Annotated in this window: 13 protein-coding genes; 12 read left to right on the top strand and 1 reads right to left on the bottom strand. The window is 71.7% G+C overall.

What is annotated here, in order from left to right; all coding sequences use genetic code 11:
- Positions 1–44: 44 nt before the first annotated feature.
- Positions 45–2,108 carry an ATP-dependent DNA helicase gene (locus GAK38_RS12225; RefSeq protein ID WP_325344478.1) on the top strand — a complete coding sequence of 688 codons (2,064 nt, stop codon included), beginning with the start codon at positions 45–47 and terminating at the stop codon, positions 2,106–2,108.
- A gap of 141 nt (positions 2,109–2,249) precedes the next feature.
- On the opposite strand, the gene GAK38_RS12230 is transcribed toward GAK38_RS12225, so the two are convergent.
- Positions 2,250–3,059, bottom strand: a complete 810-nt coding sequence (locus GAK38_RS12230; protein ID WP_325344533.1) for an outer membrane protein assembly factor BamD — start codon at positions 3,057–3,059, stop codon at positions 2,250–2,252.
- 12 nt (positions 3,060–3,071) lie between these two features.
- Between GAK38_RS12230 and GAK38_RS12235 the strand changes: the two genes are divergently transcribed.
- From GAK38_RS12235 to bamB, 11 genes are all read left to right on the top strand, one after another.
- Positions 3,072–4,109, top strand: a complete 1,038-nt coding sequence (locus tag GAK38_RS12235) for an RluA family pseudouridine synthase (RefSeq protein ID WP_443089207.1) — start codon at positions 3,072–3,074, stop codon at positions 4,107–4,109.
- Positions 4,110–4,432: 323 nt separating this feature from the next.
- Entirely contained in the window at positions 4,433–5,122 is a 690-nt protein-coding gene (gene scpB, locus GAK38_RS12240; RefSeq protein WP_325344480.1) for an SMC-Scp complex subunit ScpB, read from the top strand.
- Complete coding sequence (locus tag GAK38_RS12245; RefSeq protein ID WP_325344481.1) at positions 5,119–6,486, top strand: pseudouridine synthase; 1,368 nt, start codon at positions 5,119–5,121, stop codon at positions 6,484–6,486. Before scpB ends, GAK38_RS12245 begins: the two co-directional genes overlap by 4 nt.
- Before the next feature lie 173 nt (positions 6,487–6,659).
- Entirely contained in the window at positions 6,660–7,085 is a 426-nt protein-coding gene (gene ndk / locus GAK38_RS12250) for a nucleoside-diphosphate kinase (protein WP_325344483.1), read from the top strand.
- A 94-nt stretch (positions 7,086–7,179) separates the two neighbouring features.
- Complete coding sequence (rlmN, locus tag GAK38_RS12255; RefSeq protein ID WP_325344485.1) at positions 7,180–8,319, top strand: 23S rRNA (adenine(2503)-C(2))-methyltransferase RlmN; 1,140 nt, start codon at positions 7,180–7,182, stop codon at positions 8,317–8,319.
- Between the two features lie 4 nt (positions 8,320–8,323).
- The gene (gene pilW / locus GAK38_RS12260; RefSeq protein ID WP_325344487.1) at positions 8,324–9,175 is read left to right on the top strand and encodes a type IV pilus biogenesis/stability protein PilW; all 852 of its coding nucleotides are present in this window, start codon (positions 8,324–8,326) and stop codon (positions 9,173–9,175) included.
- Positions 9,168–10,160: a helix-turn-helix domain-containing protein gene (locus GAK38_RS12265; RefSeq protein ID WP_325344490.1), complete on the top strand. Its 993-nt coding sequence runs from the start codon at positions 9,168–9,170 to the stop codon at positions 10,158–10,160. The genes pilW and GAK38_RS12265 overlap by 8 nt, the downstream gene beginning before the upstream one ends.
- A gap of 7 nt (positions 10,161–10,167) precedes the next feature.
- Positions 10,168–11,460 carry a flavodoxin-dependent (E)-4-hydroxy-3-methylbut-2-enyl-diphosphate synthase gene (gene ispG, locus GAK38_RS12270; RefSeq protein WP_443089208.1) on the top strand — a complete coding sequence of 431 codons (1,293 nt, stop codon included), beginning with the start codon at positions 10,168–10,170 and terminating at the stop codon, positions 11,458–11,460.
- A gap of 49 nt (positions 11,461–11,509) precedes the next feature.
- Positions 11,510–12,826: a histidine--tRNA ligase gene (gene hisS / locus GAK38_RS12275; RefSeq protein WP_325344492.1), complete on the top strand. Its 1,317-nt coding sequence runs from the start codon at positions 11,510–11,512 to the stop codon at positions 12,824–12,826.
- A gap of 14 nt (positions 12,827–12,840) precedes the next feature.
- The gene (locus GAK38_RS12280; RefSeq protein WP_325344494.1) at positions 12,841–13,521 is read left to right on the top strand and encodes a YfgM family protein; all 681 of its coding nucleotides are present in this window, start codon (positions 12,841–12,843) and stop codon (positions 13,519–13,521) included.
- A gap of 2 nt (positions 13,522–13,523) precedes the next feature.
- Entirely contained in the window at positions 13,524–14,693 is a 1,170-nt protein-coding gene (gene bamB / locus GAK38_RS12285) for an outer membrane protein assembly factor BamB (RefSeq protein WP_325344496.1), read from the top strand.
- The last annotated feature ends 25 nt before the right edge of the window (positions 14,694–14,718 follow it).

The raw sequence follows: 14,718 nt of genomic DNA on the forward strand, positions 1-14,718 counted from the left end.
GTCCCGTAGTCGGAAAACGCCGCGAACTCCTTCCCACGAGACCCATGAGTCATTTCACCACCGCCGTTGCCGGCGCCTTCGACGAGGGCGGCCTGCTGTCGTCCGCGATCGACGCTTTCCGGCCGCGGCCGGGCCAGCAGGCCATGGCGGTCGCGGTGGCCGAGGCCATCGAGCAGGGCGGCGCGCTGGTGGTGGAGGCTGGCACCGGCGTCGGCAAGACCTTCTCCTACCTGGTTCCCGCGCTGCTGAGCGGCGAACGGGTGCTGCTGTCCACCGCGACCAAGACCTTGCAGGACCAGCTGTTCTCGCGCGACCTGCCCCGCCTGGCCGAGGCGCTCGGCCTGCCGCTGCGCAGCGCGCTGCTCAAGGGCCGCTCCAGCTACCTCTGCCTGCACCGGCTCCAGCACGCCCGCCAAGCCGCCGGCGTGGACGATGCGGCGGCCCGGCGCGGCCTGGCCCGGGTGGAGCGCTGGTCGTTGTCCACGCGCAGCGGCGACCTGGCCGAGCTGCCGGGGCTGGACGACCGCTCGCCGCTGATCCCGCTCGTCACTTCCACGCGTGAGAACTGCCTGGGCGCTGCCTGTCCGTCGTTGCGCAGCTGCCATGTGAACCTGGCGCGGCGCGAGGCCCTTGCGGCCGACGTGGTCGTCGTCAACCACCACCTGTTCTTCGCCGACCTGGCGGTGCGCGAATCCGGCATGGCCGAGCTGCTGCCGACGGTGCGCGTCGTGGTCTTCGACGAGGCGCACCAGCTCAACGAGACCGGCGTGCAGTTCCTGGGGCTGCGCCTGGGCACCGGCCAGCTGCTGGACTTCGCGCGCGATGTGCTGGCCGCGGGCCTGGAGCAGGCGAGGGGTCTTGTGGACTGGCCGGGCGTCGCCGCAGCGGTCGACACCGCGGCGCGCGACCTGCGCATGGCCGCAGGCCGGCTGCCGGCGGGCACGCGGCTGCGGTGGCTGGAAGATGCTCCGGAGGGCGTCGAGCCGCAAGGCTGGCAGGACGCGCTGCACAACGTGCATGCGGCCTGTGTGGCCGCGGCCGAGGCGCTCGACACGGTCAGCGAACTGGCGCCGGAGTTCGTGCGGCTGGGCGGCCGGGCGGCCACGCTGGCCGCCCGCACGCTGCATTTCGCCGCGCCGCCGGACGGGGCCGGTGCGGTGCGCTGGGCCGACGTGGGCCTGCAGCTGGCGCTGATGGAGTCGCCGCTGGACATTGCCGACACGGTGCGCAGCCGGCTGCTGGGTACGCCGGCGGTCCAGGACGGACCGGCGCTGCGCGAGGAACCGACTGCCGCGCCGGAGCGCGAGAGACCGACTGCCGCGCCGGAGCGCGGCAGGGCCTGGATCTTCACCTCGGCCACGCTCGGCGATGACCCGGCGCTGCGCTGGTTCGTCGAGCCCTGCGGGCTCGAATCCGCGCGGGTGCTGCGTGTGGACAGCCCGTTCGACTACGCCAGACAGGCAGCGCTCTACGTGCCGCGGACGCTGCCGCGGCCGGCCGACCCGGCCCACGGCGCGGCCGTGGCGCGGCTGGCCGGCGACGCCGCACTGCGCCTGCGCGGCCGCACGCTGGTGCTGACCACGACGCTGAAGGCGTTGCGCGCGATCGGCGAGGCCCTGCAGCAGCGATTTCCCAGCGGTGGCGCGATCGAGGTGCTGGTGCAGGGGCAGGGCGCCAAGCGGGTGCTGATGGAGCGTTTCCGCGAAGGCGATGCCGGCGGCCGGCTGGCCGGCTGCGTGCTCGTGGCTTCGGCCTCGTTCTGGGAAGGGGTGGACGTGCCGGGCGATGCGCTGCAGCTGGTCGTGATCGACAAGCTGCCGTTCCCGCCGCCGGGCGACCCGGTCGTCGAGGCCCGCTCGCAGCAGCTGGAGAGCGAAGGCCGCAGCCCCTTCGCCGACTATGCGCTGCCCGAGGCCGCCATCACGCTCAAGCAGGGTGCCGGTCGCCTGATCCGCAGCGAGACCGACCGCGGCATCCTGGTGGTGGGCGACGTGCGCCTGTCCACGATGGGCTACGGCAAGCGCCTGCTGCGGGCGCTGCCGCCGATGCGGAGATTACAAAGCCAGGAAGAATTCGATGCGGCGCTGGATCAGCTGACGGATGGCTGAAACCGGCACGACCAAGCCAGCAGACCCGCCGCAAGGGACGCCCCGCAGCGCCGGCGTGAAGCTCCTGGCCAGCGGTGAGGCGCTCGGCCCGTCCATGCTGCGCAGGCGAGCATGGAGCGGCGAAGCGGCTCGGGGGGTGAGCTACCAGACTTTCCACCAGGGGTCGTCGCTCTTGCGGAATCCGCGCCTCAGGTAGGCGCTGTTGGGATAGGTCGCATCCAGGATGCGCTTGCTGTCGTCGCGCAGCTGCGTCATGCCCAGCGCGTCGTAGGACTGCACCAGGATGTACAGCGCCTCTTCCAATGCCGGCACCTCGCGGTAGTCGTTCAGGGCGATCTGCGCGCGGTTGATGGCCGCCACGTAGGCGCCGCGCTGGTAGTAGTAGCGGGCGACGTGGACCTCGTACTGCGCAAGCGCGTTGACGATGTAGACCATGCGCTGGCGCGCGTCGGGCGTGTACTTCGACTCGGGGAAGCGCGTCGTCAGCTCGCGGAAGGCCTCGAACGAATCCTTGGCGGCCTTCTGGTCGCGCTCCGACAGGTCCTGGCGCGACAGTGCCGAGAACAGCCCCAGGTCGTCGTTGAAGTTGACCACGCCCTTGAGGTAGAGCGCATAGTCCACCGCCGGGCTCGCCGGGTGCAGCTTGAGGAAGCGGTCGAGCGTGGCCACGGCCTGGGCCTTCTCGCCGCCCTTGTACTGGGCGTAGGCCTTGTCGATCTGCGCCTGCTGGGCCAGCTGGGTGCCGGCGGCACGGCCTTCGAGCTTCTCGTACAGCGGCACGGCCTTGTCGTAGGCGCCGCTGCCCAGCTCGTCTTTGGCTTCGGCGTAGATGCGGTTGGGGCTCCAGTCGGCCGTCTTGTCGACCTCGGTCGAGGAACAGCCGGACAGCGCGGCGGCCAGCAGGCTCGCGGCGGCCAGGAGAGGGACAACCGATAATTTGGCTCGCAGCATCACGGACGGACCTTGTTGAACAACAGCCCATCGATTATATCGGCCGACCCTGCGGAGGCCGGCCCGGCCGAGGGCTTCGACGACGGCCCGCAGGACGCGCCTGATACCGAACTCCGCAGCATCGCCGTCACCGCCGCCCTGCATGGCGAGCGGCTCGACCGCGCGCTCGCCGTGCTCGTGCCCGAGTTCTCGCGCAGCTACCTGGCGCAGCTGGTCGAGGCCGGCGCGGTGCGCGTGGCCGCGCGGGCCGCACGCAAACCTTCGCTCAAGGTCAAAGCGGGCGAGGGCATCGAGGTCGAATTGCGCCCCACGCCGCAGAGCCAGGCCTTCCAGCCCGAGGCGATCCCCCTCGACGTGGTCTACGAGGACGAGCACCTGCTCGTCCTCGACAAGCCCGCCGGCCTGGTCGTGCACCCGGCGCCCGGCAACTGGAGCGGCACGCTGCTCAACGCGCTGCTGGCGCGCCATCCGCGCTCGGCCGACCTGCCGCGCGCCGGCATCGTCCACCGACTCGACAAGGACACCAGCGGCCTGATGGTGGTGGCCCGCACCCGCACGGCGATGGACGCGCTGGTGCGCCTGATCGCCGCGCGCGACGTGCGCCGCCAGTACGTCGCGCTGGCGCACCGTGCCTGGAGCGGGCCGGCGGTGCGGCACGTCACCGGCGCCGTGGGCCGCGACCCGCGCAACCGCCTGCGCATGGCCGTGGTCGACCTGCTGGCGCAGGCCGGCAAACCTGCCGCCACCGACGTGGCCTGGCTGGCCGACGCGGCCGGCGGCGAGGGCTGCTGGGTGCGCTGCACGCTGCACACCGGCCGCACGCACCAGATCCGCGTGCACATGGCGTCGCTCGGCCATCCACTGGTGGCCGATGCGCTCTATGGCGGCGCGCCTGCGGCCGGACTGGCGCGGCAGGCACTGCATGCATTTCGTCTCGCCTTCGTACACCCGGCCACGGGTGCAGCCGTCGACCTGCGTGCGCCGTTGCCGCGGGACATGCGCGAAGCGCTGGTCCGCTGGGGCATCGAGCCGGTGTTGCCGGCTGTGTAAAAACCATACCGGCAGGAGTATGGGTCCATATCCAGCTATTGGTGGGCACAGTCTGAATATACCCCCATACGTTCGCCTGGGTGGAGGGCGGCGGCGACGCGGCAGGCTACAATGGCGCCGCGCGGCTGTCCGGCCGCGGCGGTGCCGATGGAGGTGCCGATGGAGGTGCCGCGGCATTCGCCCGGCCCGGCATGTCGATGCGGCATGGCCCGCGCGCTGCGGCGGCCCCTTTTCGAACAAGCCGCTTCCTTTCCCGTTCGACCGACCGGCCCTGCCTGTGCAGCGCGCCGCGGCCTTCCTGCCGAGACTGACCGACCGACACCATGCACACGGGCGACGCCAAACGTGTCCTCGAGACCGCGCTGATCTGCGCGCCGACGCCGCTGCCGCTGCGCGAGCTGCGCACGCTGTTCGACGACGCTCTGGGCGCCGACACGGTCAAGGCGCTGCTGCTCGAACTGCAGCAGGACTGGGCGCAGCGCGGCGTCGAGCTGGTGCAGGTGGCCTCGGGCTGGCGCTTCCAGAGTCGCCCCGAGATGCGGGAGCACCTCGACCGGCTGCATCCCGAGAAGCCGCCGCGCTACACCCGCGCCACGCTGGAGACGCTGGCCATCATCGCCTACCGCCAGCCGGTCACGCGCGGCGACATCGAGGACATCCGCGGCGTGACGGTCAACAGTCTCATCATCAAGCAGCTGGAGGACCGCGGCTGGATCGAGGTGATCGGCCACCGCGAGACGGTCGGCCGGCCCGCGCTGTTCGCGACCACGCGCCAGTTCCTCGACGATCTGGGCCTGCAGGCGCTCGACCAGCTGCCGCCGCTCGAAGCGCCGTCGCAGCAGCTCGATGCCTTCGCCGGGCTCGACCTGGAGCCGCCGGCCGAACCCCTCTTCCCCTCCTCCCCCGACAACCCTCTGCCGGCCGCTGGCCCGCAGGAGCCCGCAGCCGATGGCGCAAGCAGCGGCGACCACGACGACGACCCAGCCGCCCCGAAGACCGAAAGCCTTTCATGACCACCGAAGCATCCCGACCCGAAGACGCCGCCGCAGCCGATGCCACGCCGGCCGGCGAGCCCGCGGCCACACCGGCGCGCAAGCCGCGCGCCCGCCGCCCCGAGGCGGCCGTCGAAGCGCCGGCAGCCGCCGGGGGCGACGCGGCGCCTGCTGCCCCCGGGGGCGCTGCGCCCGCGCAGGGCAGCCTGTTCGCCGACGTCGTCTCCGGCGCCTTCGACGCCGAGGAAGCATCCGGCGCCCCCGCCGTGCCGGGCAAGCGCGTGCTCGCCCCGCAGGCCGATGCGCCCAAGCTCCACAAGGTGCTGGCCCAGGCCGGCCTCGGCTCGCGGCTGGAGATGGAGCAGCTCATCCTCGAAGGCCGCATCTCGGTCAACAACGAGCCGGCCCACATCGGCCAGCGCATCCAGTGGGGCGACCAGGTCAAGGTCAACGGCAGGCCGCTGCGCGTGCGCATCGAGCCGCCGCCGGCGCGCGTGATCGCCTACCACAAGCCGGTCGGCGAGGTCGTCACCCACGACGATCCGCAGAACCGGCCCACCGTCTTCCGCAAGCTGCCGAAGCTGCAGCACGGCAAATGGCAGTCGGTCGGCCGGCTGGACCTGAACACCGAGGGCCTGCTGCTCTTCACCAGCTCGGGCGAGCTGGCCAACCGCCTGATGCACCCGCGCTTCGGCCTGGAGCGCGAATACGCGGTGCGCGTGCTCGGCGCGCTGAGCAAGGACGAGAAGCAGCGCCTGCTCGACGGCGTGCGCCTCGACGACGGCCAGGCCCAGTTCGGCTCCATCGAGGACGGCGGCGGCGAAGGCGCCAACACCTGGTACCGCGTCACGATCTCCGAAGGCCGCAACCGCGAGGTGCGCCGCCTGTTCGAGGCCGTGGGCCGCGCCGTCAGCCGCCTGATCCGCATCCGCTACGGCGCCATGCTGCTGCCGCGCGGCCTGCGCCGGGGCGCCTGGATGGAACTCGACGAGCGCGACATCCGCGCGCTGCAGCAGGCGGCGGGCGTCGAGCCGGCGGTGCCGCGCCAGGCCCCGGGCGGCCGCGGCGCCGGCAGCCGCGACCCGCGCCGCGGCGGCCCGCGCGGCAACGGCGCGGCCGGCGGCGGCAACCGCTCCGGTGGTTCCGGCAACGGCAGCAGCGCGGGCAAATCCTTCGGCCGCAACGGCGACGGCCACAAGTCCTTCGGCGGCGGCAAGGGCAGCCAGCCCGACCCGATGAAAACCTCGCTGGGCTACATCGGCTCCGACAGCCTCTCGCGCCAGCGCCAGGGGGCGCCGGGCGGCGGCAACCGCCGCGGCGGCGGTGGCGGTTTCGGCGGCGGCAATGTCGGGCCGCGCGGCGCAGGCCGCGGTCGCGGCCGCTGATTGCGCGGCAAGGACAGCCGGCCCGCGGGCGCGGATATTCCCGCCCGGGAGCCTTGTGCACGCAGGGCGCAGGCTAAAATCCAGCGCTTTGTCCGCCCGGCGGCGCTTTTTTCGCGCCGGCACCGCAGCGGCATTCATCCATCATCCACGGACCCATTCAGGAAGAAGTCACCATGGCCATCGAACGTACCCTCTCCATCATCAAGCCCGACGCCGTCGCCAAGAACGTGATTGGCCAGATCGTCTCGCGCTTCGAAGCCGCCGGCCTGAAGATCGCCGCTGCGCGCCTGACCAAGCTGTCGAAGGAAGAGGCCGGCCAGTTCTACGCCGTGCACAAGGAGCGCCCGTTCTTCAACGACCTGGTCGACTTCATCGCCTCGGGCCCGGTGTTCGTGCAGGTGCTGGAAGGCGAGAACGCCATCCAGAAGAACCGCGACCTGATGGGCGCCACCGATCCGAAGAAGGCCGCCGCCGGCACCATCCGCGCCGACTTCGCCGACAGCATCGACGCCAACGCCGTGCACGGCTCCGACGCGGCCGAGACCGCCGCGGCCGAGATCGCGTTCTTCTTTCCGTCGCTGAACGTCTACGCACGCTGAGCCGCACCCATGGGCCTTTGGTGAAGAGCGGGGAGTATGCGCTGATAGCGCTTGCCATCCGTCCGAACCAAAGGCCAACCCCTGGGGGTATGCCATGACCAATCTGCTCGATTTCGACCTGGAGGGCCTCACCGCCTTCTGCGGCGGGCTGGGGGAGAAACCTTTCCGCGCCCGGCAGCTCTTCCGCTGGATCCACCAGCGCGGCGCGGCCGATTTCGACCAGATGACCGATCTGGCCAAGTCGCTGCGCGAGAAGCTGCGGGCCCGCGCGCACGTGGCCGCGCTGCCGGTGCTGAGCCAGAACATCTCCGCCGACGGCACGATCAAGTGGCTGTTCGACGTGGGCGACGGCAATGCGGTCGAGACGGTCTATATCCCTGAAGACGATCGCGGGACGCTCTGCGTCTCCTCGCAGGCGGGCTGCGCCGTCGGCTGCCGGTTCTGCTCCACGGGGCACCAGGGCTTCAGCCGCAACCTGGGCACGGCCGAGATCGTCGCGCAGCTCTGGTTCGCCGAGCACTTTCTGCGCCGCCGGGCGGGCAGCGACGAGCGCGTGATCTCCAACGTCGTGATGATGGGCATGGGCGAGCCGCTGCAGAACTACGCTGCGCTGGTGCCTGCGCTGCGCACCATGCTCGACGATCATGCCTACGGCCTGTCGCGCCGGCGCGTGACCGTCTCCACCTCCGGCGTCGTGCCGATGATGGACCGCCTGTCGCAGGACTGCCCCGTCGCCCTGGCCGTGTCGCTGCATGCGCCCAGCGACCCGCTGCGCGACAACCTCGTGCCGCTCAACCGCAAGTACCCGATCGCTGAATTGCTCGATGCCTGCAACCGGTATCTGGCGCATGCGCCGCGGGACTTCATCACCTTCGAATACTGCATGCTCGACGGCGTCAACGACACGGCCGGGCATGCGCGCGAGCTGATCGATCGGGTCAGGCACCATGCCGGCCGCGGCGTGCCGTGCAAGCTCAACCTGATCCCGTTCAACCCGTTCCCGGCCTCGGGCCTGCTGCGCTCCAAGCCCGAGCGCGTGGCCGCCTTCGCGCGCGCGCTAGTGGACGCCGGCATCGTGACCACGGTGCGCAAGACCCGCGGCGACGACATCGACGCGGCCTGCGGCCAACTGGCCGGCGACGTGCGCGATCGCACCCGCGCGGCCGAACGCATGGCCCGCCGGCGCACCATCCCGCTGCATCCGGTGCGCCAGACGGCGACCGAGGAGGCCTGAGCGCATGGCGCTGCGATCCCCGCTTCCGTCCGGGTCTTCCGCCGGCCTCGCGCCGGTTCTGCTGGCACTGCTGCTGCTCGTTGCGGGCTGCACCACGACCAGCACGACGACGACGGTCAGCGCGGCGGCCGACCCCACGCCTGCGCCGCGTGCCAACGTGTCCACGCCCTCGGGCGAGACCGATGCCCAGCGCCGCGCGCGGCTGCGGCTGGAACTCGCCGCCAGCTATTTCGACCAGGGCAAGACCGCCGTCGCGCTCGACGAGGTCCGGCAGGCGCTGGCTGCCGATCCCAACCATGCCGAGGCCTACAACCTGCGCGGCCTGATCTTCATGCGCCTGGGCGACAACGGCCAGGCCGAAGAGAGCTTCCGCCGCGCGCTGTCGATCGACGCCGGCGATTCGGACACCCAGCACAACTATGGCTGGCTGCTGTGCCAGCAGCGCCGCTATGACGAGGCCGAGCGCCTGTTCGCGCAGGCCGCGGCCAACCCGTTGTACGCCGGCCGCGCCAAGACGCAGATGGCCCAGGGCCTGTGCCAGGCGCGCGCCGGCCGCACGGCCGAGGCCGAGCAGACGCTCGCCCGTGCCTACGAGCGCGATCCGGCCAATCCGATCGTCGCCTACAATCTGGCGGCGATGGCGTTCCGCCGCGGCGACATGGAGCATGCGCGCTTCTACATCCGCCGGCTGAACAACGGCGACTACGCCAACGCCGAGTCGCTGTGGCGCGGCATTCGCATCGAGCGCCGGCTCGGCGACCGCGTGGCGATGGAGCAACTGGCCGATCAGCTGCGCAAGCGTTTCCCGGACGCGCGGGAACTGTTGGCTTATGAACGAGGGGCTTTCGATGAGTGAGGCGGCAGACCAGCAGCAGGGGCAGGCGGATTTCGGCGGTGCGGCGCCGCACGACGGCGTGACCGCCGGCACGCTGCTGCGCCAGGCCCGCGAGGCCTGCGGCGCGCACATCATGGCGCTGGCCGCCGCGCTGAAGGTGCCGGTCGCCAAGCTGGAGGCGCTGGAGGCCGACGACTACGCGGCCCTGTCCGACCCGGTCTTCGTGCGCGGCCTGGCATCGAGCGCCTGCCGTGCCCTGCGCGTGGACCCCGCGCCGGTGCTGGCCCGCCTGCCGCAGTCGCGCGCGCCGCAGCTGGTCACGCACGAGGCGGGCATCAACGCACCCTTCAGGTCCGCCCACAAGGCCCAGCGCGCCGCGGCCGGCGAGAACCGCTCGCGCCCCATCATCTACGGCGTCGTTGCACTGCTGCTGGGCGCGCTGGTGCTGATCCTGCTGCCGCACATCAAGGAGGCCGTGGCCTCCTTCCAGGCCGGCCGCGCCGACCGGGCCGCGGCATCCGCCGGGCCCGCGCCCGCCGAGGCGGCCGCGCCGGCGGCCGCGGCCATCGTCGAGAACGTCGACCGCAAGGATGTGGCCGGCGTGGCGGCTGCCCCGGGCACGCCCGCGCTGCCTGCGACCCCGGGCGCGCCGGTCCAGCCGCAGCCCCAGGCGCCGGCCGGCACGGCCGCGCCGGTGCAGGTCGCTCCGGCCACAGTGGCCGGCCAGCCGCCCGCCGTCACCACGCCGGCACCGGCCGAAAGCGTCGCGGCGCCGCTGCTGACCTTCACCGCCACCGGCGAATCGTGGATCAAGGTCACCGATGCCGAAGGCAGGGTCGTCTTCCAGAAGGTGCTGGCCACGGGCGAGAGCGCCAGCGCGTCCGGCAGCCTGCCGCTCAGCGTCGTCGTCGGCCGGGCCGGCGCCACGACGGTGCAGGTGCGCGGCAAGCCGTTCGACCTCGCGCCGCTGGCGCGCGACAACGTCGCCCGCTTCCAGGTCAAGTGAGCCCGCCGTGAACGATTCCTTCCCGTCCGTGGTGCCGCAGGGCGAGCCGATCCCGGTTGGCGCGCCGCTGGTCCGGCAGGCGCGCCAGGCCCGCGTGGTCTGGGGCCCGCGCGTGGTCACGCTCGGCGGCGGCGCGCCGGTGCGCGTGCAGTCCATGACGAATACCGACACGGTCGACGCCATCGCCACCGCGATCCAGGTCAAGGAACTGGCCCAGGCCGGCTCCGAGATGGTGCGCATCACCGTCAACACGCCCGAGGCTGCGCAGGCCGTGCCCTACGTGCGCGAGCAGCTCGACCGCATGGGCGTGGACGTGCCGCTGATCGGCGACTTCCACTTCAACGGCCACCGGCTGCTCAGCGAATTCCCGGCCTGCGCCGAGGCGCTGTCCAAGTACCGCATCAACCCCGGCAACGTCGGCAAGGGCGACAAGAAGGACAAGCAGTTCGGCCAGATGATCGAGGCTGCCATCCGCTGGAACAAGCCGGTGCGCATCGGCGTCAACTGGGGCAGCATGGACCAGGAGCTGCTCGCCGCGCTGATGGACGAGAACACCCGCCGCGCCCGTCCCTGGGACGTGCGTCAGGTCATGTACGAGGCGCTCATCACCTCCGCCGTCGGCTCGGCCCGCCGCGCCGAGGAGATGGGCATGGACGGCAACCAGATCATCCTGTCGTGCAAGTTGAGCGGCGTGCAGGACCTGGTGGCCTGCTACCGCGAACTGGCCCGCCGCTGCGACTATTCGCTGCACCTGGGCCTGACCGAGGCCGGCATGGGCACCAAGGGCACGGTGGCTTCGGCCGCGGCGCTGGCCATCCTGCTGCAAGAAGGCATCGGCGACACCATCCGCGTGTCGCTCACGCCGCAGCCCGGCGAGGCCCGCACGCAGGAAGTCGTGATCGCCAACGAACTGCTGCAGGCGCTCGGCCTGCGCGTCTTCGTGCCGAGTGTGACCGCCTGCCCCGGCTGCGGCCGCACCACCAGCACCACCTTCCAGGAACTGGCCAAGGACATCGACGACTTCCTGCGCCGCCAGATGCCGCTCTGGCGCGGCCGCTATCCGGGCGTCGAAGGGCTCAAGGTCGCGGTCATGGGTTGCATCGTCAACGGCCCGGGCGAGAGCAAGCATGCCGACATCGGCATCAGCCTGCCGGGCAACGGCGAGGCGCCGGCCGCGCCGGTCTTCATCGACGGCGAGAAGGCCCTCACGCTGCGCGGCGACAATATCGCCGCCGAGTTCCACCAGCTCGTCGAGCAGTACATCGAAAAGCGCTTCGGCGGCACCCACGCAGCCGCCTGACCTCCCGCTCCTGCCGCTTCGCAGCCGCGGGCGCCCCGACTCCACTGCCATGAGCAACGACAACAAGAACGCCCGTCCCGAGAAGCTGTCCGCCGTCAAGGGCATGAACGACATCCTGCCGGCCGAATCGGCGCGCTGGGAGTGGCTCGAAGCGCACGTGCGCGCGCTCATGGCGCTCTATGCCTACCGCAACATCCGCACGCCGATCGTCGAGCACACGCAGCTCTTCGTGCGCGGCATCGGCGAGGTGACCGACATCGTCGAGAAGGAGATGTACTCCTTCGAGGACCGGCTCAACGGCGAGCATTTGACGCTGCGCCCGGAGAACACCGCCAGCGTCGTGCGCGCCGTCATCGAGAACAACCTGCTCTACGACGGCGGCAAGCGGCTCTGGTACGCCGGCCCCCAGTTCCGCCACGAGCGCCCGCAGCGTGGCCGCTACCGCCAGTTCCACCAGGTCGGCGCCGAAACGCTGGGCTTCGCCGGCCCGGACGTCGATGCCGAGCTGATCCTGCTGGCCGCCGCGCTGTTCCGCCGGCTCGGCATCGCCGACTGGCGCCTGGAGATCAACAGCCTGGGCCAGCCGGCCGAGCGCGCCGAGCACCGCCGCCGGCTCATCGCCTACCTCGAAGGCCATGTCGATGCGCTCGACGAGGAGGCCCGCCGCCGGCTGCACGGCAACCCGCTGCGCATCCTCGACACCAAGAACCCCGCGCTGCAGGCGATCGTCGAGGGCGCGCCGCGGCTCATCGACTTCCTCGGCGCCGAGTCGCTCGCCCACTTCGACGGGCTCAAGGCCATCCTCGACGCCAACGGCATCGCCTGGACGGTCAACCCGCGCCTCGTGCGCGGCCTCGACTACTACAACCTCACGGTGTTCGAGTTCGTCACCGACCGCCTCGGCGCGCAGGGCACGATCTGCGCCGGCGGCCGCTACGACTACCTCGTCGGCCAGATCGGCGGCAGGCCGGCGCCGGCCGTCGGCTGGGCGCTCGGCGTCGAGCGCGTGCTCGAGCTCGTGCAGGAATCGGGCACCACCACCGCCGCGCCGGTGCCCGACGCCTATGCCATCGTGCCCGATGCGCAGGCCCTGCCGGTGGTCCTGCGCACCTTGCAGAAGCTGCGCGACGCCGGCGTGCGGGTGCAGATGCATGCGGGCGGTGCCGACGGCCGGGGCAGCTTCAAGACCCAGTTCAAGAAGGCCGACCAGAGCGGGGCGCAGTACGCGCTGGTCTTCGGCAGCGACGAACTCGCGCGCGGCGAGGTCACCGTCAAGGCGCTGCGCGACGGCAGCGGTGCACAGGAGGCGCGACAACTTGCAGACGTGGCCGGCTGGGCCGCCACTCTACAATCCCCGGCTCGTTGAACCTACCGCTTTCCATGGCACAACATTTCGATCTCGAAGAACAGGAACAGCTCGACCAGATCAAGCATTTCTGGAAGACGCACGGCACCTGGATCACCTGGCTCGCCGTCGTGGTGCTGGCCGCCGTGGCCGCATGGAACGGCTACCAGCTTTGGCAGAACCGGCAGGCCAGCCAGGCGTCGGCCCTCTATGACGCGATCGAGTCCGCCGCCAACGCGGGCGACGCCGCCAGGCTGAAGCAGGCCTTCGGCGACATCCGCGAGAAATACCCGCGCACCGCCTATGCCCAGCAGGCCGGCCTGCTGGCCGGCCGCGTGCTCGACGAGAAGGGCGAGGCCGATGAGGCCCGCGCGGCCCTGCAATGGGTGGCCGACAAGGCCGCAGACGAAGGCCTGCAGGCGCTCGCGCGGCTGCGGCTCGCCGGCCTGCTGGTCGAGAAGAAAGCCTACGACGAAGCGCTGGCCCAGGTGTCCGGCAGCTTCCCGCCGGAATTCGCGGCGCTGGTGGCCGACCGCAAGGGCGACATTCTCGCGCTGCAGGGCAAGAAGCCCGAGGCCGCGGCCGCGTATACGCAGGCCTACCAGAAGTTCGACGAGCGCTCGGAATACCGCGGCCTCGTCGAGGTCAAGTTGAACGCGCTGGGCGTGGATCCGCGGGCGACCGCGGCAGCGCCGGCCACGGAGGACAGGAAGTGATGATGGCTGATGGATCGATGACGATGGTGCTGCGCAGCCGGGCCGTGTGCGGCCTCGCGCTCGCGGGAGCGGCGCTGGCGCTGGCCGGCTGTTCGTACATGCCGAGCTGGCTGTCGAGCTCGTCCAAGCCCAAGCCGGCCGAGCTGGGGCCCATCGAGGCCAAGCTGGCCGTGCGCCAGATCTGGACGGCCCGCGTCGGCCAGATCGGCTTCCCGCTGCAGGTGCATGTCGACGGCGCCAGCGCCATCGTCGCCAGCGAGGACGGAACCGTCACCGCACTCGACACCCGCAACGGCCAGGAGCTGTGGCGTGCCAGCGTGGGCGCCAAGATCGCCGCCGGCGTCGGCAGCGACGGCAAGGTCAGTGCCGTCCTCACCCGTACGAACGAGGTGGTCGCGCTGGCGCAGGGCCAGGTGCTGTGGCGCCAGAAGCTGCCGGCCCAGGGCTACACCGTGCCGCTGGTCGCCGGCGAGCGCGTGTTCGTCGTGGCGGCCGACCGTTCCATCGCGGCCTTCGACGGCCGCAGCGGCCGCCGCCTCTGGAGCCAGCAGCGCCCGGGCGAGCCCCTGGTGCTGAGCCAGCCCGGCGTGCTCATCGCCGTGGGCGATACGCTGGTCACCGGCTTCGCCGGCCGCCTCACCGGCCTGAACCCCGGCAACGGCACCGTGCGCTGGGAGGCGCCGATCGCCACGCCGCGCGGCACCAACGACGTGGAGCGGCTGGTCGAGCTGGTGGCCAACGTCAGCCGCAGCGGCGACGTGGTCTGCGCCCGCGCGTTCCAGGCGGCCGTCGGCTGCGTGAACACGCTGCGCGGCCAAGTGCTGTGGAGCAAGACGGCCAACGGCGCCACCGGCGTCAGTGGCGACGGCACGCTGCTGTTCGGTACCGAGAGCAACGGCACCGTGGTCGCCTGGCGCCAGGCCGACGGCGAGAAGGCATGGACCTCCGAGCGCCTGCAGTACCGCAGCCTGACCGCGCCGCTGCTGCTCGGCCGTGCGGTCGTCATCGGCGACAGCACCGGCACCGTGCACCTGCTGTCGCGCGAGGATGGCTCGCCGCTCAACCGCCTGGTCGCCGATGGCTCGGCCATCGCCGCCGCGCCGGTCTCGGCCGGCGACACCCTGGTCCTGGTGACGGACAAGGGCACGGTCTACGGCTTCCGCCCCAACTGACACAGCACGGAGCGCCAGCCAGGAG

The sequence above is a fragment of the Xylophilus sp. genome (assembly GCA_009914555.1).
Lineage (GTDB): Bacteria > Pseudomonadota > Gammaproteobacteria > Burkholderiales > Burkholderiaceae_C > WNDY01.